A 23,497-nucleotide genomic window follows, 5' to 3' on the forward strand; every position below is an offset into this window, starting at 1 on the left:
TGCTTTTAATGTGAGGTGGGTGCCTTAAGACGCCCGATAGGTGCTAGCAGCGTCAACGCCGCCCTCACAGAATAACACCATGAAGTTAAGGTTTAAGACGACCGGAGAGCGGGATTTTAGGCTGTCTTGGTTAATCTGTGTTCTTTAGCCGCCAGCCGCAAACGAAAGCATAATCAGCACCGAAAGCAACAGCCCTGGAACAAGTAATACTACCAACATCAACAAATCGTGGGCAGTCATAAACCTCTCATCTTTATTAGCTATATTCTTACGCTACCTCGCTACATCAACAGACGCACACAAAATGAATAATTTCTTTTATATTCTTGTTCCGGCTATAAGAGAGGTTGTCAGATCTCTATGACGTCATTCAGTTGCATGTAGGGTTGAAGATAGCGAGGGAACGACTCTCCAGGACGCCCCTGCCACTCCCAGTGCAGGTTTATAGAATCCATTTGATATCTATGAGGATGCTGGATTAAACTCAAGCAAAAATAGCATACTCCAGCAACCTGAGCGACGCAGAATGGAAAATTATTGAGCCAACATTCTTGATTTGCAAGTGCAACCGTTTGAACAGACGAAAACTATAACCGTAGAGAAGTTTCATGACCAGTTATCGCTTCCTGCTTAGACAACACAGTTGGCATATACTGAGCTCGTATAACTATTATCCCTGTAGAGAATCTAAAAATATATGGAAAGATTTGGGCTATTCAGCTTGGGTAGCATATTATGCAGAAATAATCTACCTAAGTACTAAATTGGGGGCTTTATGTCGAATCGTTCTGCCTATTCATCCACTATGGGATCTTAGGCTGAAACTTTCTGTCCATTTATTTTCCATTTATTTATAGTTGAGCTGCCTGGTAGCTACTGTTAGTGCTTGGTAACCCTCTAGTGTAGCATGGCACCCCCCAGCCGCTGAGACCGCTTATCGGGCTGGGTGCAATATTTTCATTGATGCCTGTAAAGTAATATTTTAATATTTCGCGGATTTTTCACTCTATAACGTGGATAGAGAACAATAGAGAGTACACATTCAAATTAAATCAAGAGGTTAAAAATGAGTACGGAAAGAAATGAGTTGGTACTTGTCATCTCAGATAGTGAGGGCAACATCTACACCCTTACTCCAGAACTACTGGCTTTGGGTAAAGTCAATAGTGATGAACACAAAAACTTGGTAAGGGAATTAGTGTCATCAGAAGAATGTCAACAAGTTCAAACTATTGCTGATGCATTTCCCCAATACAGAGTAGAAGGTGCTTTTGAGAGAAGTTTAGATCCAGATATCCGTCGGGAATATGCTGAGCCACAAATGGTTGTGGTGGTAAATTCCGTAGCGAATCCGTAAGAATCGTTCTTTAAGTCTTGTATGAGAATGGAAAATTATGCTCAGCAAACATCCTCGGTTTGTGAATTGGCACTACACATACAATTGCAACTTCAATTGTGATCACTGCTATAGTCGTTCACCTAGCTATCCAGAAGACCTATCTGTTGTTGACTATCAGTTGATTGTTGAGAAGCTGATTGATGCACAAATATTTAAAGTTGCCTTTGGAGGTGGAGAGCCATTAACTCGTGCCGATCTTGTACACACTGTAAAGCGACTCAGTGAGGCAGGCATTTTTACGCATATAACTACTAACGGTTGGCTAGTGGATACTGCTATGGCTGAAAAACTTAAAGAGGCTGGATTAGGTACCCTCTCATTCAGTATCGATAGCCCTTTTCTTAAGTACCACGATGAATTGCGAAATAAATCAGGGAGTTACTCACGAGTGCTTGAAGGTATTAGATCTGCAAATCGTGTTGGTCTTAAAGTTCATTTTTCTACTACGATCACAGTCGAGAATCATGAATACATCTCAGAATTTGTGAGTTTAGCAGAACAAGAACTGATTTCCGAAATAAATTTCAAGCTATTTCGGGCTGCTGGTAACGGATTAGTGCTTAAAGATAGATTCTCTATCAAGCAAGATGTTTTAGAAGATTTAATTGCTCGTGTAGATGATTCGAGGAAAAAAAGTAAAGTCAAAATCTCAATGTATGGGTCGGAAAGCGGAGAAAATTGTAGCTGCGGCAATACAACTTTAACATTACGCCCCAATGGAGATCTAGTTATCTGCCCCTACAGTGGAGATTCTATTGGGAATATTTTAAAGCAGACGTTATCAGAAGTTTGGCTAAATTCTTCTGAACTATCTGAGAGACGTAGAGAACCTAATAAATGCTTTGGAAAAGAAGATAATCAATGGCCCATTAATTCTGATAGGGAGAAGATGCCATTAAAGCCTTACACTGAAAAGCTGATGCAAAAACAAGTAGCTAAGGGAATCGTCCATGCAAACAAAGCCTGAACTCAAACAGTGTATTAGAAAAGTTAAACCTGTCTTATGCCATCGCCACTATAAGTTGGAATCATATCCTGATATACCATCAGCACTAGTTGATCCTAATTTCAATACCTTAGCTAGTAAGGATGTTGTTTTAGCTTTGAGCCACAAGGGACAAGAATTTGAATTAACAATGGTTGCAGCTTTTATTTGGGATCTCTTAGATTTAGATACTGAACCGGATGTGCCGATAATTGCAGACAATGTCTATACACGCTTTAAAGTTGATCGCATGACAGCTATACGTGATACGAAGTTGTTTCTAGATTTGTTGGAATCTCATGGACTGATAGAGATTAGCAAATAGTGAAAATGGAATTCTTTTTGTTGTTTTTGTTAAGAAATGATTCAAAGATTCAACCCTAAAGCGTTGGCAAAACATTCCTCTGAGTTTTCTATTCGTGGGTTTGTTATTATACGAAACCTGCTTACACCTGAAGAAGTCAATATTTTTTCTGAAGAGTGCGATCGATTGCTGAATATACCAGAGCTTATTCATGAAGATAACTGGAGATCTTGGTTTAGAAAGACTACTACTGGTGAAAAACTTTTTGAGAAGCTTGATCCGGCAATAGATATTTCACCTCTAATTCGCAAGCTTACCTGTAGCAAGAACATAATCTCGATTGTAAGTGAAATTCTAAAAGATGAGGTTTTATTGTTCAAAGATAAACTAATATTTAAACCACCTAGGCAAAATGGTTATTCTCTTCATCAAGATTACGCTTGGTGGCAAGAGTTCAATGCAGATGATCTATGTTCTGTCCTAATCTCATTAGACTATTCTGATATAAGCAACGGTGGGGTTGAGTTTTTTCCTGAATGCCATAAACAACTTCTAACTCCGATAGGAGAGGAAAGGAGCATTTTCTCATGGGAATTCTCACAACTGAGGATAAGTCAAGGTGAGTTAATCGCTCTACATCCCGGCGATGCTGTCGTATTTCACAGCCTTTGTCCTCATAGAAGTGGTGAAAATCAATCATTGAGTCAGCGACGACATATTTATCTAACATATTCTGCTGCCCGTATTGGAGATCAGTATCAACAACAACAGAAGATGTATAGGGAAAGTTTGAAAAATCGCACAAGTATGAGTGAGAAGGAGGTCGCCCAAAAATTCTTTAGGTAAGAGCTTGCGTAAGGTCAGCGATGTAAATCTGTGTTTCACCTCGCAGCATCTATATCGGCTTAGACCACGTGTGTCGAGGTTGGAGTACTACTTTATGAATAATCTGATGGCTCAACTGAATCAGTTGTTCTAAGGTGTCTTCAGAGCAAGAATCAGCAATCTGTGATTGAAATAGTTCTCTGAGTTCCTTTGTTGGAATATGCTCTGTGACATTTGTTGAATCTAACAAAGATGTAGAACTCGAAGAACTATCTAGGGATTGCACAATCTCTGCTTGGTCAGGCTAATGCTCAAGAGGCTTACAGCCCCTTTCTGAGCAGAGTCAGCCCACAAAAGCAGGGGGAGGAACCTGTACTACCTTTAACGGCAACTGGGTATGAGAAGACTGCTCTCCGCAAATACCTCTGGCTGTCTATAGTTGTAGAAAGCGAATTTAAAACAGGAGACTAGTATGTTTGGTTTAGGATTACCGGAACTCGGTGTTGTTACGGTTATTGCTCTTTTGGTTTTTGGGCCTAAGAAAATTCCCGAAATGGGCAGGGCGTTGGGTAAGACCTTACGTGGCTTTAAGGAGGAAATGAACAACCCCACCTCGGATGCCGATGACTTGGAACCAGAGCAGCCCACAACTAACGATTAAAGCTTCATCTCTGGGATGAAAGTCTCTTGTTATTCACCAACTCAAGACTTGCGGCTAATTGCGCCTTAATGCTGCCTCAGTCTACTTAACGCTCAAGCTTTGAAGAAATCTTGGCGATCGCTTTAGCGACTTCTGTTATGGTGCTACCGTTGCTTTGGGTGAGGCGATCGCATTGTGAGAGCTACTGCATCACCCAAACAGGCTTTTTATTGTTCAAGAGAACTAGGCTGTGACTCGTTTAGTGGTAATAACGACTTCCAGCCCTTCCGCACAACAATACGCAAAATAAACACCAGTAAAACCGCCACCAAAACGGCTGCAAAAACAGGCACAACGATCGCGAGAATCGATAACGTAATGGAGGAGCCTGCTTCAATCGTAGAAACAAGGGCATTGCCAATGCCACCCGTGAGAGCCGTTGAAGAGAGACGGGTAATTCCCGTAAAGGCTTGTACGATTCCCGCCGAACCACCGCCAGCGAATACCGCCACTGTCCAATGCACTAGAGGATCGCTATCGGGAAGCAACGCCTTGGCGATCAATGTACCAACAGCGATCGCTGTTGGTGTCGAAACTGCATCCAGTATGTTATCAATCCAGGGAATGTAATAAGCGCCGATTTCCACAGCCGTTGCTATAGCAAATGCTATCAGTGCTGGATAAGTCCCGATCCAGTCAAAGTCCGACGACAGTGGTAGATGTCCATACATTGCCGCAATACTCATCACCAGTGGCGGCACAAATATCCGAAAACCACAAGCGGCACTCAGCCCAATACCAATACAAATGCTTAATAATATATCCATCTTAATATTTCAGCCTAAATCCTATATTCTCTGCCTATAAAAACATGATCGAGCCAAAGACTATCTATCGACCTCTGTCAGACGGAACAACCTGGAAACCGCTCTGTAAAATCTTTTTGCGTCTTTATGGCTCGTTTAATTTAGTTCTTTCACCTTCTTAAAAAGCTGTTAGGTTCTGCTGCTTTTAACGCAGAAAAAATTTTAGATTTTAGTACAATTTGCTAGTTAAGAAGTTAATAATTGTCGGTATTTGGATATTTTGTTTGCCAATATTTAGCCGAGGGCGATCGCGTCCAGCGCAAAAACTGAGGATCTCCCAATTCTAAAAACCCGCTGGGCGTAGGTGGCTCAACATTTAACGCTGCCATCACTTGTTTCCCCAAGGCTCGTCCAAGTAACGGCGGTACAGAATTACCAACTTGCCGGAATCCGTGCCACTTGGTGACGTGAAAGCGGAACCAATCCGGGAAAGAATGTAAGCGTGCTGCCTCGCGGACAGAAATTACTCTGGGGTATTGGGGATGAATCGGACGGGGTGAGGTGTGGCTACCGCGATTTATACCTGTTCCGGCGCGTAGGGTGTGGCAGCATTTATCCCAATCTAGCCGTCGCAGGCGACTGATGGGGTCTAACTGTCCGGGGTGCATGATTGCAAAGCGCTCAATTGAGGTGATCCTGTGGGTGGTTCGCATTGCGCCTGTGATAATTTGCTGATTCCACTGGCGGCGATAGGCAAGGTTGTCATCATCTGCTTCTAGCGATCGCAGTTTTTTTACGTAACGGCTAGCTGTTGCCTGCATGTGCCGGAGTTGGGAGTCGGTGAGTGGCAGGGAATCGGTCTTTAATAGTTCCGGAAAATCATCTAAATTGGGTAAATCCGCGATCGCCTCCTTCACTGTTACCCGTCCAGACTCCACCGCCTGTGGATAAACCAACGGCGTTTCCCCCATCCTACTGCCCAGCAAAAACAGCCGTCGTCGATTCTGCGGCACACCAAAATCCGCTGCATTTAAAACCTTTACAGGTTCAGTAATGTTATACCCGGCTGATTGAAACTCACAAATTAGCTGCTTCAGAATTGGGAGGTGCGTTTTCTGACCTAAGCCGGGAACATTCTCCATCACAAAATAACGGGGTTGCAGTTCCTTTACCAAACGGCAGAACTCAAACACCAACTCGTTTCGGGCATCATCAGGCTGACGCTTGCCCATGATTGAAAAACCTTGACAGGGAGGTCCACCAATTACTAAATCAATCCTGTCATCGCCACTCCCACCCCACCCTACCCTTATCCATTCCCTCGCTGCCTTCCGGATTGCCTCCACCGACAAGGTAGTGATGTCTGCACAGCACACTTCAGTATCGGCAAAATTGAAGGCATAGGCAGCCGCATGAACTGGGTCTTCTTCCACCGCTACCGCTACATCAAACCCCGCCTGTTCGATTCCCAAGGAAAAGCCCCCTACCCCGGCAAATAAATCAATCGCCACTGGACGACGTTGGTTGTCTTGTCTTTTTCCCAGCCTCCCGCCATGAGTAGAACAGGGAGCAACCGTTGTCAGGGTGTCGCCATCCAACAAGCCAACCCCAGGTAGTGGTTCGTTGTAGTAGGAATCAGTATTAATCTTCTGTCTCCTCAGGGGTGTAATGATAGGTACGGCGGCAAAGGTTGTTGGTTATTAGATAGATAGAACGCTTCAGATGTCTGTTGAGCAAGACTTACAAGAGTTTCCTAAAAATCAAAAACTTCCCCTCAGATTCTTGACGCAATTGTAGTATTTATGTAGTATAAAAGCGTCAGGGTTAATCAAAGTTGCAAATCTCTACTGTGAATTCAGAGTGAACTTAAACAGAGAGAGAGCGGCTCAAGTTAGCTCTTTGTTTTGTCATGGCTGTATCAGGTACGAACCTGATTTTCCTTCAGTTTCAAGGTCGTTATTATAATGTCACGGAGCGCCACTCTTGGTGTAGTGCTTTGCAAAACCTGATTCCTTGCTTCCCTGCCCTCAACAAAGATCAAGTCCCGCTGGTCGGCGAAGGCACTCGGAACATTCAACCCTATGATAAATCGCTCTGGCTTAGTCAAAATCAGCAAATATCTCAGCAAGCATTTGCGGCACTCGCCGGAGCGCATTGGTTTAAAACTGGCTCCTGGGGGTTGGGTTGCCGTCGATGACCTCCTCGCCGCCTGTACCAAATACAACTTTCCCCTGACTCATGACCAGCTGATGGAAGTCGTTGCGAAGAATGACAAACAGCGCTTTTCCTTCGACACCACAGGTACCCTGATCCGTGCCAATCAAGGGCATAGCGTCGAGGTGGATTTACAACTAGAGCCTGTAGTTCCTTTCCCCGTGCTGTATCACGGCACAGGTCACGGGGCAGTTGAGGCAATTCTCAAACAAGGGCTGTGTAAGATGTCGCGGCACCACGTTCACCTCAGTAGCGATATGGCAACCGCCCGGAAAGTGGGAGCAAGACATGGGCATCCGGTGGTGCTAGCGGTAGATGCCGCCCTCATGCACGAAGAGGATTACACCTTCTACTGTTCAGAAAACGGTGTCTGGCTAGTGGATGAGGTGCCACCAAAATACTTGTCCGTAGTGTGAAGGGGAAGAAGGCTGGGGAAGGCGATCGCTTCTTGCCCTAAACGGCTCAAATGCCTGTCCTGGCGTGGTTTCCTCATCCCTTCAAAACAAGCTTAATCACAGATAGCACATAAATAGCGCCAGCATATCAGGAGTATACCAGAAAAAAAACATGACTTCAAACTATTACGAAAACGGCTATGGAAGTAATAATTCTGCACGCAACAATACCCAGAACAAAGGGCTACTTGGAGCTGGATGGCGACCTTTATCTCGGCAGCTTGATTGGGAATTTTTCTGCCATCTTGCTATCAACGACACCCAAGAATTGATGCAGAAAACTCTCGACATCACTAGCGATCTTGCTGATACTCTCGGTCGAAATCACTATGCGTGGTGGGCAAACTTATTGAGCGTTTTCTCTGGAAACACCCGCTACGAACTAGATGAGTTTTGGGCGTATATTACTCCTGATTCTCCGTTCCCCGATCATCGCTACGGAGATATTTTGGAGGTACAAACACCTGTTACGCAATTAGTCAGTCGCCAGAATATCCCTATTGACTATGTTCTGACTCGATTTCAGGAAATTACAATTTTCAAAGTACTAGATTTATTAGGCAAACCCGATTTAATTAATCAGTACTATATGGAGCGTAGTTTCTATTACCCACGAGAACGTTTTTCAACGTGGGAACGTTTGGAAGTTGTTGGCACAGTTTATGCCCATTGGTCAGAACATCAAGTTTGGCTGCAAATTGATAATTTGCAGCAAGGACGGCGACGTTATAGTTTGATGGTTAAGGATATTGCACCACTAGTTAGCAAAGCGACCTACAACTTAGCCTTAATGCTCAGTGGGTATCAAAGCCGGGTGGGGCAAGTCAAGAGCCAATTTCCGATTCATTCGTTTCCAGCTAATATTCAAAGCTTTACAGATGCTGTACAACAGGCAATTTTTGAACAAGAGCAGTTGGCGGTATTAGTCAGCGGAGAACCCGGAACTGGAAAAACAGCATGGACGCAAGCGGTAGCCAAAGAAATTCTTGTACCCTTAGGTTACGTAATTTTTATCTTGGATCATGATGCCGTTGAAAATTTTGTTCCTCCCAGTTATCTAGAGCGAGTTTGCCTGATCATTAATGAAGCAGATAATTTGGCACAAAACCGCGCGAGTCTCCCTGCCCAGCACAATAGTAAGACTGAGCATATCCTCAGCTTGCTAGATGGAACGTTGCATCAAAGCATAGTTGATGCAGAGACTCAAGCGCGGCAGAAGTTGGTGGTGTTGATGACTTGCAATACTACTGAACGATTAGATCCAGCCATCCTCCGCAAAGGAAGAGTTGATTTGATGTGTGAATTTACTCACCAATTTGTTTGAAGATATCGCAATCCTCAATGATTCGTGAAGGCGAGATCCGCGACTTCTTTAAGAAGTTAGAGATCTGATCTGTAGCAATATATTCGGAGTGAAGCTAGATACTCAATCCTGACAATTTTTAAAGCTTCACTCCGCGAGTAGAGCAATCCAACAACTCCATCGGGTGCTTAATTGCCACCTCCTTGCCTTGTAGCCGCAAATGCTTAGTAATTTGCAGAGTACAACCTGGATTTGCAGAGGCGATTAACTGCGCCCCAGTACCAAGGAGATTATCAACTTTTTGCTGCCCTAACTCATCGGCTACTTCTGGTTGCAGCATGTTGTAAACCCCTGCACTACCACAACATAATGCGGCATCAATGGGTTCTCGTAGCTTAACGTTGGGAATCTGCCGCAAGAGTTGGCGCGGTTGCACGCTGATTTTTTGTCCGTGCAAGAGGTGACAGGCATCTTGATAAACCAGTGTTAGGGGTTCATCAGTCAGGGGTGAAAGCTTCGCCGTCAGTCCTACCTCCGCCAAAAACTCTTGGGCATCTTTAACTTTGGCGGCAAAGTCTTGGGCTTTTTCCCGATACTCTGGGTCATCTGCCAAAATATGACCGTATTCTTTTAGAGTGTGACCGCAACCTGCGGCATTGATAATCACCGCATCAACTCCTGTGCCCTCAAAGCTATCAATCATCTGTCTGGCTAAGGCTTGGGCTTGTTCGTGTTGCCCTTGGTGTTCTGGCAGTGCCGCACAGCAGCCTTGCGTTCGGGGAATGACGACTTGGCAACCGTTGGCAGTCAGTACCCGCACAGTGGCTTCATTGATTCCAGAGAAAAATAATCGCTGCACACAGCCTAAAATCACACCCACCCGATAGCGCTGTTTACCTTCGGCGGGAATGATTTCGGGGAGTTTTTCCTGGAAGGTATCGAGAGTGAGTGTCGGTAGATTCCCCTCCATACCTGCCAAGCGGGGAGAGAGGCGTTTTAGTAAACCCGTAGCGCGGACGAGTTTCTGCATCCCAAGTTTTTGGTAGAACAGCAAGGGGACTAGCAGCACTCGCAGGCGGTTAGGGTAGGGAAATAGAGAAAATATCAGTTGTCGGTAAAGCCGATCGGGTAAGCTGCGGCGATGGTTGCGCTCAACTTGCGGACGAGTGGCGGCAATTAGCTTGTCGTACTGTACCCCGGAAGGGCAGGCGGTGACGCAGGCAAGACACCCCAAGCAGGTGTCAAAGTGTTCCACAGTGGCATCAGATAGGGGAATTTTTCCTTCATTTACCGCGTCCATTAAGTAGATACGACCTCTGGGAGAATCGGTTTCTTTGCCAATGACACGGTAACTCGGACAGGTGGCAAGACAAAAGCCACAATGGACGCAAGTGTCGATGAGATTGGGATTGGGGGGAGAATCTGCGTCAAAGGTGGGGAAGGGGAATGAGTCTTTTCCCTCAAGGGCATGATTTTGAGGAGGAACAGAATTAGGCGTGGGAGGAGAAGTCTGCATATTAATCGAAAGTTTTTTAATGGGTCTTTAGTGTTTTTTAGATACCGCCTACAAAGCGGTGAGAACTTAAAAGGGATTTCGGATCAAATTTTTGTTTAATACCCCGCATCAGTTCTAAGGCGTTGCCGCTGTATCCCCAGACATCTAATTGTTCCTTTAAGGAGATGGGAGCTTCCAAAACCGTGAGAAAACCGTTATGTTCTTGACAAATTTGTCGCATTTGTAAAATCGTGTCGGCACTAACTGTTGGCTCAAGCCGCAATAGCCCTAATCCACTCCCGGCGTGAATTAAACCGATTGTCGGCCCAGATGTGAGAGCTTCTAGCTGGGTGAGAGTAGTAGTCGCGGCAGTCAGGGATACTCCTATTTTGCAAATAATTGCGGGTTTATGGGAGGCGGCGAAGATTGGTTCGGGTAATCGTTGCCATAGATGAGCGTCATCTTCTAAGTAGAGATTGCCTTGCAAGCCTAGTTGCGTTCCCATTTCCAGGGTTTGGGCGGCTTGTTGTTTGACGCTGTCTGTAATGCTTTGAAAACGCACGCATAAACCCATCCCTTCCCCAATACCGAGCTGGGCGACAACGGCGGGAGAGAGTAAATCGGCGGCGTGGGGGGTCAGGGAAGAAGCAAGGAGGGTTTTGGTGATACTGGCGATCGCTTCTACTCTTCCTGTTAGTACAACGGTTCCTGAGGCTTCTGGGATGGGGTAAACCCGCAGGGTGACTTCTGTTAGTATCCCCAGGCTGCCATAGGAACCGGTAAACAACTTCATTAAGTCGTAACCCGCTACATTTTTGACAACCCTACCCCCGGCTTTGGCAATTTGCCCATCAGCACGGACAAAAGTAATTCCTAATAATAAGTCCCGCACCCCACCATAGCGGTGACGCAATGAACCCGTATCTGCTGTGGCAATGATGCCGCCAATCGTCGCCTCTTGGGGATAGGCTGGATCGAGGGGGAGAAACTGACCGGTCGGGGCGAGAGTGGCTTGCAAATCGCTGAATTTCACTCCGGCTTCCACGGTAACGGTTAGATCTCCAACCGCATGGTCAACAATTTGGTTGAGGCGTTGGGTGCTGATCGCCAGCTGAATATTTTTTCCGATTCCGCCCCAATTTAGCTTACTACCACTGCCATAGGGGAGGATACCCCACCCATGGCGATCGCTGTGGGTGATAATATCGGCAAGTTCAGCAACAGTACAGGGGTAGGCGATGCCGCTAAGAGAGGGATTAGTTCCCAACGCTTGAGTAATTGGCGATCGCGTTTCGGCACTAAGATCCCACAAGCAGAATCCCCCCTCACCGAGTAGAGGTGCGAGAATGGGCGCGATCGCATCCGTTGATTTTGCTCCTGAATCTGAACTAATACCTATGTTATTCAGCATAAATTTTTGTAAAAAAACTAATAAACTCGCAAGAATGCCGAGGTTAAGCGTAATTAACCCGTCTAATCTAGGATCGTAGACTATCACTTCTGCGCTGTGGCGCTGAGGGCAGATAGTGCGGCAAATTTTATACGGTCATTTGGGCTGGGAGTAACGTGATGGCTCGTCGAAAAAAGGTTCTTCTCCGGGAGCAAGTCCTGGAGCGAGAAGATTTGCTTAACCGCATTTCTACTAAAATCCGCTGCTCTTTGGAGCTGCAAGAGATTTTGACGACCACTGTACAAGAAATCCGTGCCTTTTTAGGGGTAGATCGCGTCAAAATCTACCAATTTGCTGCTGATGACAGTGGCGAAGTGATTGCTGAATCTATTCGGGACAATCGCCTTCCCTCTTTGCTAGGGCTGCGGTTTCCCGCTGAAGATATTCCAACCCATGCTCGCGAACTCTTTATCAAAGCCCGTCAACGAGTGATTGTTGATGTGCTTTCACAACAACAAATTCAAGAGCACTTAGATTGCCCAGTCACGGGGAAAAGGCTAGTTCATCAAGACATTCGCTATGCTCCTGTCGATCCTTGCCATATTGAATACTTGACGACAATGGGGGTGCGTTCTTCACTGAGCGTGCCAATTCTGCATCAAAACAATCTGTGGGGATTGTTAGTCTGTCATCATGGGGCGCGACAACGATTTAGCGAGCGAGACTTGCAAATTGTGCAATTGCTCGTGGATCAATTATCGATTGCGATCGCCCAATCCAATCTGCTCCAACGTGCCAGACAACAAGCTCACCATGAAGCCACCCTTAACCAAATCAGCAGCTTACTCCACTCTCCGCTCAACGTCGGAGCCATTCGTCAGAGCGTTCTAGAAGACACAGTCAAAGCTCTCAAAGGCTCTGGCGGACGCCTATACATTACACCAGAACCCACCCATCAAGCCTCTCGCCTTTATACCTGCGGCGAACAGCCAACAATCCCCTGGATTGAAGAAGATCCGTTATGGAAACAAATAATTATTAACTTAGACGCTGCAGCTATAGCGGATAATGGCGTTGCCGGGCATTCCAGTACAGCACATTGGCATACCTGGGAGTTAGCGCGGGAGCACCCGATGCCTATCTTCCAGGAATATAATCTTCCCCAAAAATCGGCGACACTACCTCTCGGCTTGTCACACTATAGCTCTTTGGTAGCAAGCAGCGAGCAGGAACCCCATAACAACTACTTAGTGCCGCAACTCTATAGCATTGACGATCTTTACAAAGAGCCAAAATTACAAAGCTTAATTTCAGGTTTTGAGACAACAGCGATCCGCTCAATGCTTGTCGTCCCTCTGCACTACCATCAGCAGTGCGTAGGGTGCCTAACGATCTTTCGCGATGAGATAGAAACAGAAACTTTGTGGGCGGGGCGTGTCGATCGAGATCAACGCAACTACCGTCCCCGCGCCTCTTTCAACGCGTGGAGAGAAATCATCAAAGGTCAATCCCTACCCTGGACAGTTGAAGACATCAAACTCGCCCAAGTGCTAGGCATTCACCTTTATATGGCGATTATGCAACGGCGGGTTGAAGACACAATTCGCCATCAAGCTTCCCATGACCGATTGACAGGTTTATCCAATCGGTTACTCTTTGACGATCATCTCTCTCTCGCCCTAGCTCAAATGCACCAGCAAAGAGAAATGCTGGCGGTGCTATTTCTGGATTTGGATGGCTTTAAGACGATCAACGATACCCTGGGTCATGCGGTGGGCGACCAACTGTTGCAAAGTGTGGCGCAGCGCTTGCAGGAAGGTTTGCGACAGACCGACACCATCGCTCGTTGGGGTGGAGATGAATTTACAATTTTACTCTCACCGATTAACAGTACAGATGAAGTGGAAACGACGGCAAGAACAATTCTCGATACTCTCAATACACCATTGGTGCTTGATAACCAAGAATTGTATATCAAAGCGAGTCTGGGGATTGCTCTTGCTCCCCTGGATGGGAAAGACGCTGACACGCTGTTGAAGAACGCCGATGCGGCGATGTACCGCGCCAAGCAAAAAGGGCGCAATAACTACCAGTTGTATACCCCAGCTATTGGGACAAAGGTACAGGAGCGCTTAGTTTTAGAAAACAATCTCTATAAAGCCTTAGAACGCGAAGAATTTCGGCTGTACTATCAGCCCCAAATCGATATTAAAACGGGTGAAATTGTGGGGATGGAAGCCTTGATTCGCTGGCAGTGCGGCGAGCGGGGGTTGATTGCACCTAACTTATTTATTCCCATGGCAGAAGAAATGGGGTTGATCGGTGCGATTGGTGAGTGGGTTCTCCAAACCGCTTGTACCCAAAATCGCATCTGGCGATCGCTTGGCTTACCTGCTTTGAGAGTCGGTGTTAATCTTTCTGCTTGTCAGTTCCAGCAAAAAAACTTAGTCCAAAGCATCGCTCAGGTTCTCAATTCTACCGGGCTTGATCCTCATTACCTAGAGCTGGAAATCACCGAAAGCATTGCCATGCAAGATGTTCCTTTAACCATTTCTGTTTTGCGATCGCTCCGGGAAATGGGCATTCAAATTGCCATGGATGATTTTGGTACGGGCTACTCTTCTTTGTCGTCCCTCAAACACTTCCCCCTCGACAAACTCAAAATCGATCGCTCCTTCGTTCAGGACTTACCAACAGATTCCCACGATGCAGCCATCATTACCGCTGTTGTCGCCCTAGGGCGGGGGTTAAATTTAGCCGTTGTCGCCGAAGGTGTGGAAACAAAAGAACAGTTAGCGTTTTTAAAGTCAGTGGGATGCGATCAGATGCAAGGCTACCTATTCAGCCGTCCCCTCAGTGAGGCTGACGCTACGCAGCTTTTTTTGCTGCGGCAAGCTTCCTAGAGGATGATTGATCTAGCTGTCTTAAAAATAGCAATGATCTGACTATTCTTTGGCGATCGGTATCCCTAACCAGTTACTTAATTCTTGCGCTAACCACTCTAGTTCTCCCGTTGTGAGATAGCCGTAAAATTGCTTTTCGCGACCTGGAACCAACGATTGCCCGATGCGATAGCTGATGATGTTGTTACCTGTGACACGGTCACGCTGTTGCGCCCAAATATTTAACTCTGGTGGTACCTCTGTGATGCCCGCTTCACCATCTGGACGATAGAGACGCTTAACGTAGGTCAATTTACAGAGGCTATTGCGACTTGCCCGAAAAAACCGTCGCTGTATTCCAAACGCTGTTTTAGTTACATTCATCCACTTGCGATCGATACGGATGCACGTGTCTGCATTCAACATGAAAAACCATTTCCATACCCCGTAAGCTCCGCCCAACAAAAACAACAAGTATATTAAGATTCTAAACCAGTTAGTACTAGGCAAAAAGCCAAAAAATATCTGGTAAATCACATAGCAGGTACCGATATAGAAAAGACAATATGAAGCGAAATCAACTAATAGTTCACCAGCATAACCTGATAGTTCACTATCATCTAGTGGAGGTATGGATATCTCTAGAATTTCTGCATTTTTGTACAGAGAAACTTTGCTGTGATCCGGCTGCTGCAAAGTTAGAGGAGCGGTTTTTGTCGATGACTCCAGGAGTTGGTTTTGCAGAACAGGCTGCTCCAACGTAGCGAGAGCAACTTGAGCAGAACTAAATCGCTGCTTGCGGTTGGGATGCGTCATTTGCTTGAGCCATTGCACAAAGCTTGGAGCTAGATTTGTCACAGGTTCAAACTGAAGCTGCAAATCTTCTTGTAACAAATCAGCCGGATGCGTCCCTGTCACCAAGTAGATTAATGTTGCTCCTAAACTATAGAGATCGGAAGCGGGGAAGGCACGTCCGCTGAATTGTTCGGGTGGCATATAACCATAGGTGCCGACAGTCGTCATCGTGCCGATTTCTCGGACAGCCGTTTGCACAGAACCAAAGTCAATTAGGTACAGCTTTCCAACTTTATGGGCAGAGCGATCGCCTTTTAATAAAATATTGCTGGGCTTAATATCGCGATGAATTACAGCCGGGTTGCGGTTGTGCAAGTAGCTCAACACATTCAGTAAGGCTTTAGCGATGTGTTTGACTTCATCCCCGCTCAATGTTCGCCCCCGCTTAATCCATTCCTGCAACGATATGGCATCAATGTAAGTTTGCACGAGGACAAATCCCCGCTGAGCAGGCAAATCTAATTCAAAGAAATCGAGATAACGGGGAATTGCTGGATGGGATAGGGATTTGAGAGTTTCTGCTTCTCGTTCAAACAGTTTCAAATCCTCCCAACGGAAGCCACTATTAAAACTGAGAATCTTGAGAACAACGAGTTTTTGAGTATGTAAGTCTAGAGCGAGTAGGGTACGCCGTCCCGCATTTTGTCCTAACTGGCGTTGAATACGGTAGCGATCGCGTAATACCTGTTTTTCTGCAAGCATAAGGAATTATTGCTCCTGCAATGTATGCAAAAACTTATTCAGCTTTACCGATGAGGGTAAAAGCAGCCCATTGTCTAGGATTGAGATCTTGTTTCATCTTTGTCAGCAGCGCTTGATCTTATATCTCTCTGACGACTAGGACGTTATGCAAAATCTTAAGCGATCGCCTATTGATCTGGCGGCTATCAATCCCTAAGAAATCCTAAAGCTGTGCGATCGCGTCCTTGGTTTTTGGCTTTGTAGAGGGCGATGTCGGTGGCGGCGATTAGCTTAGAGGGAGAAGTCTCCAGGGTGGGGATGATGCTGACAACGCCTAAACTGATGGTGACATACTGACTCACAGAGGATTGGCTATGGTCAATCATTAAGCCTTTTACTAACAGCCGCATCGACTCAGCGACGTGCAAAGCCCCCTCAGCTTCAGTATTGGGTAAAACTACCGCAAATTCCTCGCCTCCATAACGAGCAACGAGATCCGCCGGACGTCGAGAGGCTTGCACTAAGGCTTTTGCGACTTCCTGCAAACAGCGATCGCCAGCTTGATGTCCGTAGGTATCGTTATAATTTTTGAAAAAATCGACATCGCATAAAATCAGCGAAAGCGGTTTTTGTTCGCGGATAAGACGCCGCCATTCCCGTTCTAGAAACGCATCAAAATGTCGCCGATTGGCAACTTGCGTTAAGCCATCGAGGGACGCCAGCCGATGCAACTCCTGATTTGCTACTTCTAATTGTTGAAAGAGTTCGGCTTGCTGAATAGCGATCGCCAATTGGGTGGAAAGCTGTTGCAACAACCCGATCTCCAATGTCTCCCAATGGCGAGTTTCAGAGCATTGATGGACACACAGCAAACCCCAAAGATCGCTCTTGTAGACGATTGGCACCAACAGCACCGCACGAACCTGAATCTGCTCTAAAAGCTGTAGATAACAGGGACTCAAACCCGCTTGATAGATGTCATCAACTGCTGAGACATACCCACGCTGATACTTAGAGATATAAGTGGACTCAAAACACGCGTCTCGTAGGGGAGTACCAACAACCGGGCTGCATCCCGGCGCAAGAGACTCCACCACAAACCGGGCATCTTGAGCGAACTGGATTCGATAGATTGCCACTCGTTCCACTTCTAAAAAGCGGCGTACCTCTGCTACCGCCGTATTTAGAATTTCATCCAAGTTCAACAACTGGTAAATGCGTTGGGTGATACCTGCTAAGAGCCGCTCCCGATTGGCTTGATGGCGCAATTCCTGCTCAATGCGTTTGCTCTGGGTGATGTCTCGCCCTACTGCCTGAAATCCCATCAGTTTGCCCTGTTTATTTAAAATGGCGCGATGAGTCCACTGCTGCCAACGACTATTTCCCTCCGGGGTTTCGACACAGTATTCAACCGTTGCCACTGCTCTTTCTAGACTAAAAACCGAGCGCGGCTTTTTGATATTTTCCTGCTGAGAAACAAGCTGGAAAAAATTGCGACCGAGCAGTTCCTTATCAGGTAATCCGACATAACGACAGTACGCTTCATTGACAAACGTTAGCGTCCCATTCGGCAAAAAGCGGCAAATCAGTTCCGTTTGCAGCTCAACAATCGAGCGGTAAAACGGTTCTTCCTGGAGCAATTCTTCTGGCATTGATTGATGTTGAGGAATACCTGGCATTCTTCCACCCTCAACCAGTCTTCCTTCCCAGTCTACTTGCATCGATAAGGACGTTGGGGAAACCTCATTCAGTTCTACTGACTCCTGTTTAAGGTTCATCGGCAATTTCAGCAAGTTAGTAGGCTGTTGGCTCTCAAGCTGATCCAACGGTGCTAAATTGGTTTTCCCATTGACGAAATCCGGCTGTGATTGAGCAACAAACGCGATCGCCTCGGCAACAGACGACTCTGGCGTCATTGTCAGGATGTAGCGAGGGATAATGGGGTTAAATGAGGTGGCTAGAACATTCCACACCGAACTGAGCCTTTGTTTGAGGAAATGAACTGAGCAAGAAAAGAACGGATACATTCCTTCAAAGGGGCTTTACAACTAGAATTCTCCCTTCTAACAATCCTGTCTGCAACGGAGTACGAAGGGATATTTTACTTTATTGAAAGTATTGCCCAAACGTACTAGCCAATAGGTAGAAGTTGCCACAGCAGTGAGCAGTCCCCCCTTTAAGAGGGATGCGCGATCCAGTTCCTCCATTGCTCCTTTTTTTAGCTTAAATATTGATACTGTTCGGAATCTGGGAGGGTAGTAGGTAGGGATACGCCACACCCGATTTAGCGAGGCGTTGCTGGTTGCGGCTTTTGATAGTGCCTTCAATGCTTTGTAACTCGGTCTGGAACTGTTTTAAAATTTTGCGATCGCCAGGATCGGCAAACTGAATTAAATCCGAACTACCGAGTTGTCCCCAATTGACGCCTGATAACGCAAAAGTCAACTCCATCTGCCCTAAATCCTGCTCTAGGGGAGGCAGAATTTGCTCTAGGGAGCTAGCATCATTGGGTTTAGCATAGGCAGCCAGAGGATTGTTGGGTACATGACCGAGGTAGTCAAATTGACTGAAGTTCACCGCTGCGTGCTGAGGGCCGCAGGTGAAGATAATCTGCGTGGCAATGTCGATTAACTGTTGCAGCGTCGTTAGTTCGCCCAGTTGCTGACTTTTCATCTCAGAAGGCGGAAAGTCAGGAACGCGGGGATGGTGAGGTAGGGAGTCAATTTTCAGTCCGGCTGGTGCGGTGAGTTCCCTAGGTAGCCAAGCAGGTGCCTGGGGAAATTCTGCTGGGGAGCGAGAATCCAAAGGTGCGCCTAATTCCGCTGCCCAAGCTTGCAGGTAAGGGTCTTGCTGCACGGCTTGATCGTCCCGATAGTAACGAGTCAGATAAGCGCTTACATAACGGGCGATCGCTTCCCATAGGAGTGTGGCATCATCCCGGTAGGGAAATTCTGGTAAAAATTCCTGGCTGAGTCCCCGCCGTTTGATGTCTTTGGGTAGGGAATAGTCTTCAAAGGAGCGTTGGCGATATCCTTGGTTGATTAAATCTAGAGAGGTGGCTGACGTGGGAGCCAAAAGCCGAGCGGTGGCGCTACCTTCTCCCAACAAAACCGTGTTACCCCGCATATTAATGGCTAAGAGAAAGCGGAAGTGAGGCGCTAAGAGCTGATAAACCGGATGAGTAGCGGGAAGTTGGCGGGGAGTCGCGATCGCAAAAACTTCCATGGCAAAGTGGGTATGGCAGAGGTGATCGATCAGCTCGTGGTGAGTCGCATCGGCAACCTGAACATACAGCTTGGCTCGCATCCACTCATCTGCATCCCTTGTCGGCGTAAAAATTTTGCCCCCGGCTTCCAACTGAATCAACAGCGGCTCTAGCCCCTGCTGGGAGCGGTAAAACAGAGCTTTCGGGCTACCGACATAACGCCCTGGTTGTAAGTTAGCCGTCGTGAGATTTTTTAGTAGGGGATAATCGGCGATAAACAGCCGATTCTGGGTAGCCAACCCTTGCAGATCCACCGTTTCACCATTTGCTAGGGTATAGCGCTGTGGTGCTTCCCAATCCTGGAGTAGGGTGCGTTCTGGTTCCTGTACCCGGCGCAGAATCATCGGATTTGATCCTGCAAGGCGTTGGCGAGCAAATTCGCGATCGCTTAAGCCCCCTTCCTTTTCATGGATCAGGCTAACTTGCGGACGCTGACGCTGCTGTTTCTCAATCGCCTCATAAAACCGCTGTCGTTGACGCCGACTCAGTTCTACTGAATTAGCTGAGGAATCTTTCTCCGATTGAGCTGCTTTTCTCGCTGCCAACAACACATCGACCATTGCCTTGCGGTGTTGCATATAGTCGCTACTAAATTGCTCGTCCGGAGGCAAATTAAAGTTTAGTAACCCCGATTGAAAGATGTTCCAATCTGCGAGTTTTGTCCCAATTTGTACCCACGCCTCATCTAAAAAGAGGAGGGTGGAATCAACCTGCTCTAGCAGCAGCGTCCACGGTTCTGAAAGCTGACCTTGTTTAACAAGATTGCGTCGAAATTCGCTGGCGACATAACGCAAGATTCCATCTTCTCCGACATAGGGAAAAATCCGTGCCGGGCCACCGTTGGGGATACCTACGGGGTTATAGCGATAGTGACCTTGCTGTTGGGTGGAAGAAGGAGAGGAAACCATAATCTAGCCTGAATTAAGATTAAGGATTGACGGAAGGATGAAGCGATGTTGCCCAAAAAAAGCCTTCGTTTTATTTGCTTCAATTCGATCTTTCTTCAATCCGTAAAACTACTTAATTCTTAAAATTTGCATCCTGAAGAATGACAAGGAGCAACAATTTTTAGAGGGTTAGATTACAAATAGGAGAACCTAACCCCCATCCTCTTTGTAGGGAAGGGGAGAAAATTAAAGCCTCTCCTACAACAAGAGAGGTCGCGTGGTCTATTGATTAATTGAAAAGTTGCTATAAATGCGTAGCCGCTAATTACCCGCCTGGGTACTGCAACGACATACTGATCAAAATTACGGTGGAACCATCAAAATGCCTAACAGCTTATTGATCAATAAGCTTGTCAGTGGTGGGGAAGGTGTTGCAACCTTCCCTTTTTTGATTAGCGTCGACGGAAAACTCTAGCTTTTATCTGTTGTTCCCAAACCTCAAGCAAGCAGCTAAGAAGCGTCTTCTATTCCCATCGTTATATCTTCAGTTGCCCGCTCTACCTTACCCATCTCCTTTTCAGTGGTGGGGTCTATTTTGCCAGCGTTGTCAGCTTCTTCGTAGTCTTCGACAACTTCATCAACGGCTCCTTTGTTCAACGTCGGATCGTTAGCTGCAACATCGGCGGCTTCTTGCTCTTCAGGTCGAGGTGTTTTGTTTGTCATTAATCAACTTCTCCCAGTGCTTATTGCTTTCAGCATCGCTCCAAGTCTATGGGAGGCTCATCTACCTATGGTCAACAGTTGAGAAAGGCGAGCGGAACAGCAAGGTAAACTGTTGAAATTAGTAGTTCATCCAGCCTCTCATCGGTAGGTTATGCCTAATTTTTTATTAGAAGTCGGTACAGAAGAATTACCTGCAAGCTTTGTTAGTGGTGCGATCGCGCAGTGGCGATCGCGTATTCCCAAAACCCTGGATGAGCAATTTTTAACGGGTGCAGCCATTGAGGTTTACGGTACGCCCCGACGCCTCGCTGTACTCCTTAAAGGGCTACCTGCCCAACAACCTGACCGGGAAGAAGAAATCAAAGGGCCGCCTGCTGCTGCTGCCTTTAAGGATGGCAAACCCACTAAAGCGGCTGTTGGTTTTGCCCGCAAGCAAGAGGTGGAAATTGAAGACTTGGAAGTGCGCCAGACGGAGAAAGGCGAGTTTGTTTTTGTCCTCAAAAAAACGGCTGGACGCCCAGCGACGGAGATTTTAACAGAACTCATCCCGCAGTGGATTTTCAGTTTGGAAGGTAAGCGGTTTATGTCTTGGGGAGATGGAGATGTGCGGTTTTCCCGACCGATTCGCTGGCTGGTGGCGTTGTTGGATGACCAAGTATTGCCGTTGGAACTGGTGAGTGGTTCAGAAACGGTGAAGAGCGATCGCCTCTCCGCAGGACACCGGGTTTTACACCCAGATCCTGTCGAGCTTTCCCAAGCGACTGATTATGTGGAATCTCTCCACAATGCTTTTATTCAGGTAGACCCCCAGGAACGTCAAAGCAAGATTCAGCAGCAAGTTGAGGCGGCGGCTCAAACCCTGGGGGGTTATGTCCCCATGTACCCAGATTTGCTAGCAGAAGTTACAGATTTGGTAGAATGGCCAACTGCTGTTGTTGGGAAGTTTGAGCCAGAATTCCTCGATTTACCCCCGGAAGTCAGTACAACGGTCATGGTGACTCACCAGCGGTATTTCCCTGTTTTCACAGATACCACGGCTCAAGAACTGAATCCCTACTTCATCACGATTTCCAATGGCGATCCGGCAAAATCTGATGTGATTGCGGCAGGAAATGAGCGAGTCATCCGCGCCCGATTAGCCGATGGACAGTTTTTCTACAAAGCGGATTTATCCCAGCCTTTAGAAAGCTACTTACCCCAACTGGAGAAAGTCACCTTTCAGGAGGATTTGGGTTCAGTGCGCGATAAGGTGAGGCGCATTGAGAAGATAGCGGGGCAAATTACCGCCCAGTTGCAACCCAGCCAGCAAGAACAGACTGATATTCAACGGGCGGCTTTGCTGTGTAAAGCAGACTTAGTTACGCAGATGGTCTATGAGTTCCCAGAGTTGCAGGGAGTGATGGGGCAAAAGTATGCCGCCAAGAGTGGGGAAACGGCAGCCGTAGCCACGGCAATTTTTGAGCATTACTTGCCCAGAGGCGCGAATGATGTTTTGCCGCAAACGCTTCCCGGACAAGTGGTAGGCTTGGCTGACCGTTTGGATACGTTGGTGAGTATCTTCGGTTTAGGGATGATTCCGACGGGTTCCTCTGACCCCTTTGCCTTACGGCGGGCGGCAAATGCGGTTGTTAGTATTAGCTGGGATGCTGATTTATCGATTAATCTACAGGAATTAATTGAGGCGATCGCCACTGATTTTGTCGGCGCTCATCCCGCTAAAACTTCTCCGGTTGAGTCACTACAAGATTTCTTCCTCCAACGCTTCCGCACCTTGCTGCAAGAAGAACGAGGTATTGACTACGACTTGGTAAATGCGGTTTTGGGAGAAAACGATCCGGAGTATGCCGAACGGGCGTTACAGGATTTGTTGGATTTACGCGATCGCGCCTTATTCCTCCAAGAAATCCGCAACAATGGGCAGCTAGATGCCATCTACGAAACCGTCAACCGTTCTACTCGTCTGGCGGCTCAAGGCGATTTAGAGCAGCAAAAACTAGACCCTAGCACCGTTGTACGTCCTAACCTCTTCCAGAAATCCTCAGAACAAGCCTTCTACAATGCCCTGGTAGAGTTAGTCCCCCAAACCCAAGCCGCCCAGGAACAGCGCAACTACCAGCAACTAGTTGATGCCTTAGCAAAGATTGCCCCCACCGTCAGCAGCTTCTTTGATGGAGAAGAAAGCGTTTTAGTGATGGACGCCGACCTAGAAATTCGGCAAAATCGCTTAAATTTGCTCAGTTTACTGCGAAATCATGCGCGAGTACTGGCAGATTTTGGGGCGATCGTCAAGAGTTAGCCACCCAGGTAGGGGCGATCGCTGTTCGTCCTTACCGATTGTTAGGGTTTACCCTTGGCAAAAAAAACACAAATACTAGTGTTGCGCTAGCC

At 46.8% G+C, this 23,497-nt stretch carries 17 protein-coding genes; 9 read left to right on the forward strand and 8 right to left on the reverse strand.

What is annotated here, in order from left to right:
- Window positions 1-1,066: 1,066 nt before the first annotated feature.
- The 5 genes from AC5JR3_RS08245 (at window position 1,067) to tatA (ending at window position 4,174) form a co-directional block, all read left to right on the forward strand.
- Window positions 1,067-1,357, forward strand: coding sequence for a hypothetical protein (locus tag AC5JR3_RS08245; RefSeq protein ID WP_495844820.1), 291 nt, complete (start codon window positions 1,067-1,069; stop codon window positions 1,355-1,357).
- Window positions 1,358-1,394: 37 nt separating this feature from the next.
- On the forward strand, window positions 1,395-2,366 hold the full coding sequence (locus AC5JR3_RS08250) for a radical SAM protein (RefSeq protein ID WP_495844821.1): 972 nt from the start codon (window positions 1,395-1,397) through the stop codon (window positions 2,364-2,366).
- Window positions 2,350-2,709 (forward strand): PqqD family protein, encoded by a 360-nt coding sequence (locus tag AC5JR3_RS08255; protein WP_495844823.1) that lies wholly within the window; start codon window positions 2,350-2,352, stop codon window positions 2,707-2,709. The genes AC5JR3_RS08250 and AC5JR3_RS08255 overlap by 17 nt, the downstream gene beginning before the upstream one ends.
- Before the next feature lie 36 nt (window positions 2,710-2,745).
- A complete protein-coding gene (locus AC5JR3_RS08260; protein WP_495844825.1) occupies window positions 2,746-3,534 on the forward strand; it encodes a phytanoyl-CoA dioxygenase family protein in 789 nt (262 codons plus the stop codon).
- A 451-nt stretch (window positions 3,535-3,985) separates the two neighbouring features.
- The gene (tatA, locus tag AC5JR3_RS08265; RefSeq protein WP_495844827.1) at window positions 3,986-4,174 is read left to right on the forward strand and encodes a twin-arginine translocase TatA/TatE family subunit; all 189 of its coding nucleotides are present in this window, start codon (window positions 3,986-3,988) and stop codon (window positions 4,172-4,174) included.
- 206 nt (window positions 4,175-4,380) lie between these two features.
- On the opposite strand, the gene AC5JR3_RS08270 is transcribed toward tatA, so the two are convergent.
- Complete coding sequence (locus AC5JR3_RS08270; RefSeq protein WP_495844829.1) at window positions 4,381-4,980, reverse strand: DUF4126 domain-containing protein; 600 nt, start codon at window positions 4,978-4,980, stop codon at window positions 4,381-4,383.
- Between the two features lie 233 nt (window positions 4,981-5,213).
- Entirely contained in the window at window positions 5,214-6,557 is a 1,344-nt protein-coding gene (locus tag AC5JR3_RS08275) for a DNA cytosine methyltransferase (RefSeq protein ID WP_495844831.1), read from the reverse strand.
- 486 nt (window positions 6,558-7,043) lie between these two features.
- Here AC5JR3_RS08275 and AC5JR3_RS08280 point away from each other — a divergent pair, with 486 nt between their 5' ends.
- Window positions 7,044-7,589: an RNA 2'-phosphotransferase gene (locus tag AC5JR3_RS08280; RefSeq protein WP_495844879.1), complete on the forward strand. Its 546-nt coding sequence runs from the start codon at window positions 7,044-7,046 to the stop codon at window positions 7,587-7,589.
- Window positions 7,590-7,740: 151 nt separating this feature from the next.
- Window positions 7,741-8,952, forward strand: coding sequence for an AAA family ATPase (locus AC5JR3_RS08285; protein WP_495844833.1), 1,212 nt, complete (start codon window positions 7,741-7,743; stop codon window positions 8,950-8,952).
- Window positions 8,953-9,070: 118 nt separating this feature from the next.
- Here the strand turns inward: AC5JR3_RS08285 and AC5JR3_RS08290 are convergent, their stop codons facing one another.
- Window positions 9,071-10,447, reverse strand: coding sequence for a (Fe-S)-binding protein (locus AC5JR3_RS08290; protein ID WP_495844835.1), 1,377 nt, complete (start codon window positions 10,445-10,447; stop codon window positions 9,071-9,073).
- 37 nt (window positions 10,448-10,484) lie between these two features.
- Window positions 10,485-11,837 carry an FAD-binding oxidoreductase gene (locus AC5JR3_RS08295; protein WP_495844837.1) on the reverse strand — a complete coding sequence of 451 codons (1,353 nt, stop codon included), beginning with the start codon at window positions 11,835-11,837 and terminating at the stop codon, window positions 10,485-10,487.
- Between the two features lie 158 nt (window positions 11,838-11,995).
- Between AC5JR3_RS08295 and AC5JR3_RS08300 the strand changes: the two genes are divergently transcribed.
- Window positions 11,996-14,719, forward strand: a complete 2,724-nt coding sequence (locus AC5JR3_RS08300) for a bifunctional diguanylate cyclase/phosphodiesterase (RefSeq protein WP_495844839.1) — start codon at window positions 11,996-11,998, stop codon at window positions 14,717-14,719.
- A gap of 42 nt (window positions 14,720-14,761) precedes the next feature.
- On the opposite strand, the gene AC5JR3_RS08305 is transcribed toward AC5JR3_RS08300, so the two are convergent.
- From AC5JR3_RS08305 to AC5JR3_RS08320, 4 genes are all read right to left on the reverse strand, one after another.
- The gene (locus AC5JR3_RS08305; protein ID WP_495844841.1) at window positions 14,762-16,255 is read right to left on the reverse strand and encodes a serine/threonine protein kinase; all 1,494 of its coding nucleotides are present in this window, start codon (window positions 16,253-16,255) and stop codon (window positions 14,762-14,764) included.
- 185 nt (window positions 16,256-16,440) lie between these two features.
- Window positions 16,441-18,207: a sensor domain-containing diguanylate cyclase gene (locus AC5JR3_RS08310; RefSeq protein ID WP_495844843.1), complete on the reverse strand. Its 1,767-nt coding sequence runs from the start codon at window positions 18,205-18,207 to the stop codon at window positions 16,441-16,443.
- Between the two features lie 250 nt (window positions 18,208-18,457).
- Entirely contained in the window at window positions 18,458-20,407 is a 1,950-nt protein-coding gene (locus AC5JR3_RS08315) for a lipoxygenase family protein (RefSeq protein WP_495844845.1), read from the reverse strand.
- Between the two features lie 489 nt (window positions 20,408-20,896).
- The gene (locus AC5JR3_RS08320; RefSeq protein WP_495844847.1) at window positions 20,897-21,109 is read right to left on the reverse strand and encodes a hypothetical protein; all 213 of its coding nucleotides are present in this window, start codon (window positions 21,107-21,109) and stop codon (window positions 20,897-20,899) included.
- Window positions 21,110-21,260: 151 nt separating this feature from the next.
- Here AC5JR3_RS08320 and glyS point away from each other — a divergent pair, with 151 nt between their 5' ends.
- Window positions 21,261-23,405 carry a glycine--tRNA ligase subunit beta gene (glyS, locus tag AC5JR3_RS08325; protein ID WP_495844849.1) on the forward strand — a complete coding sequence of 715 codons (2,145 nt, stop codon included), beginning with the start codon at window positions 21,261-21,263 and terminating at the stop codon, window positions 23,403-23,405.
- Window positions 23,406-23,497 lie beyond the last annotated feature (92 nt).

Source organism: Kastovskya adunca (assembly GCF_059505785.1).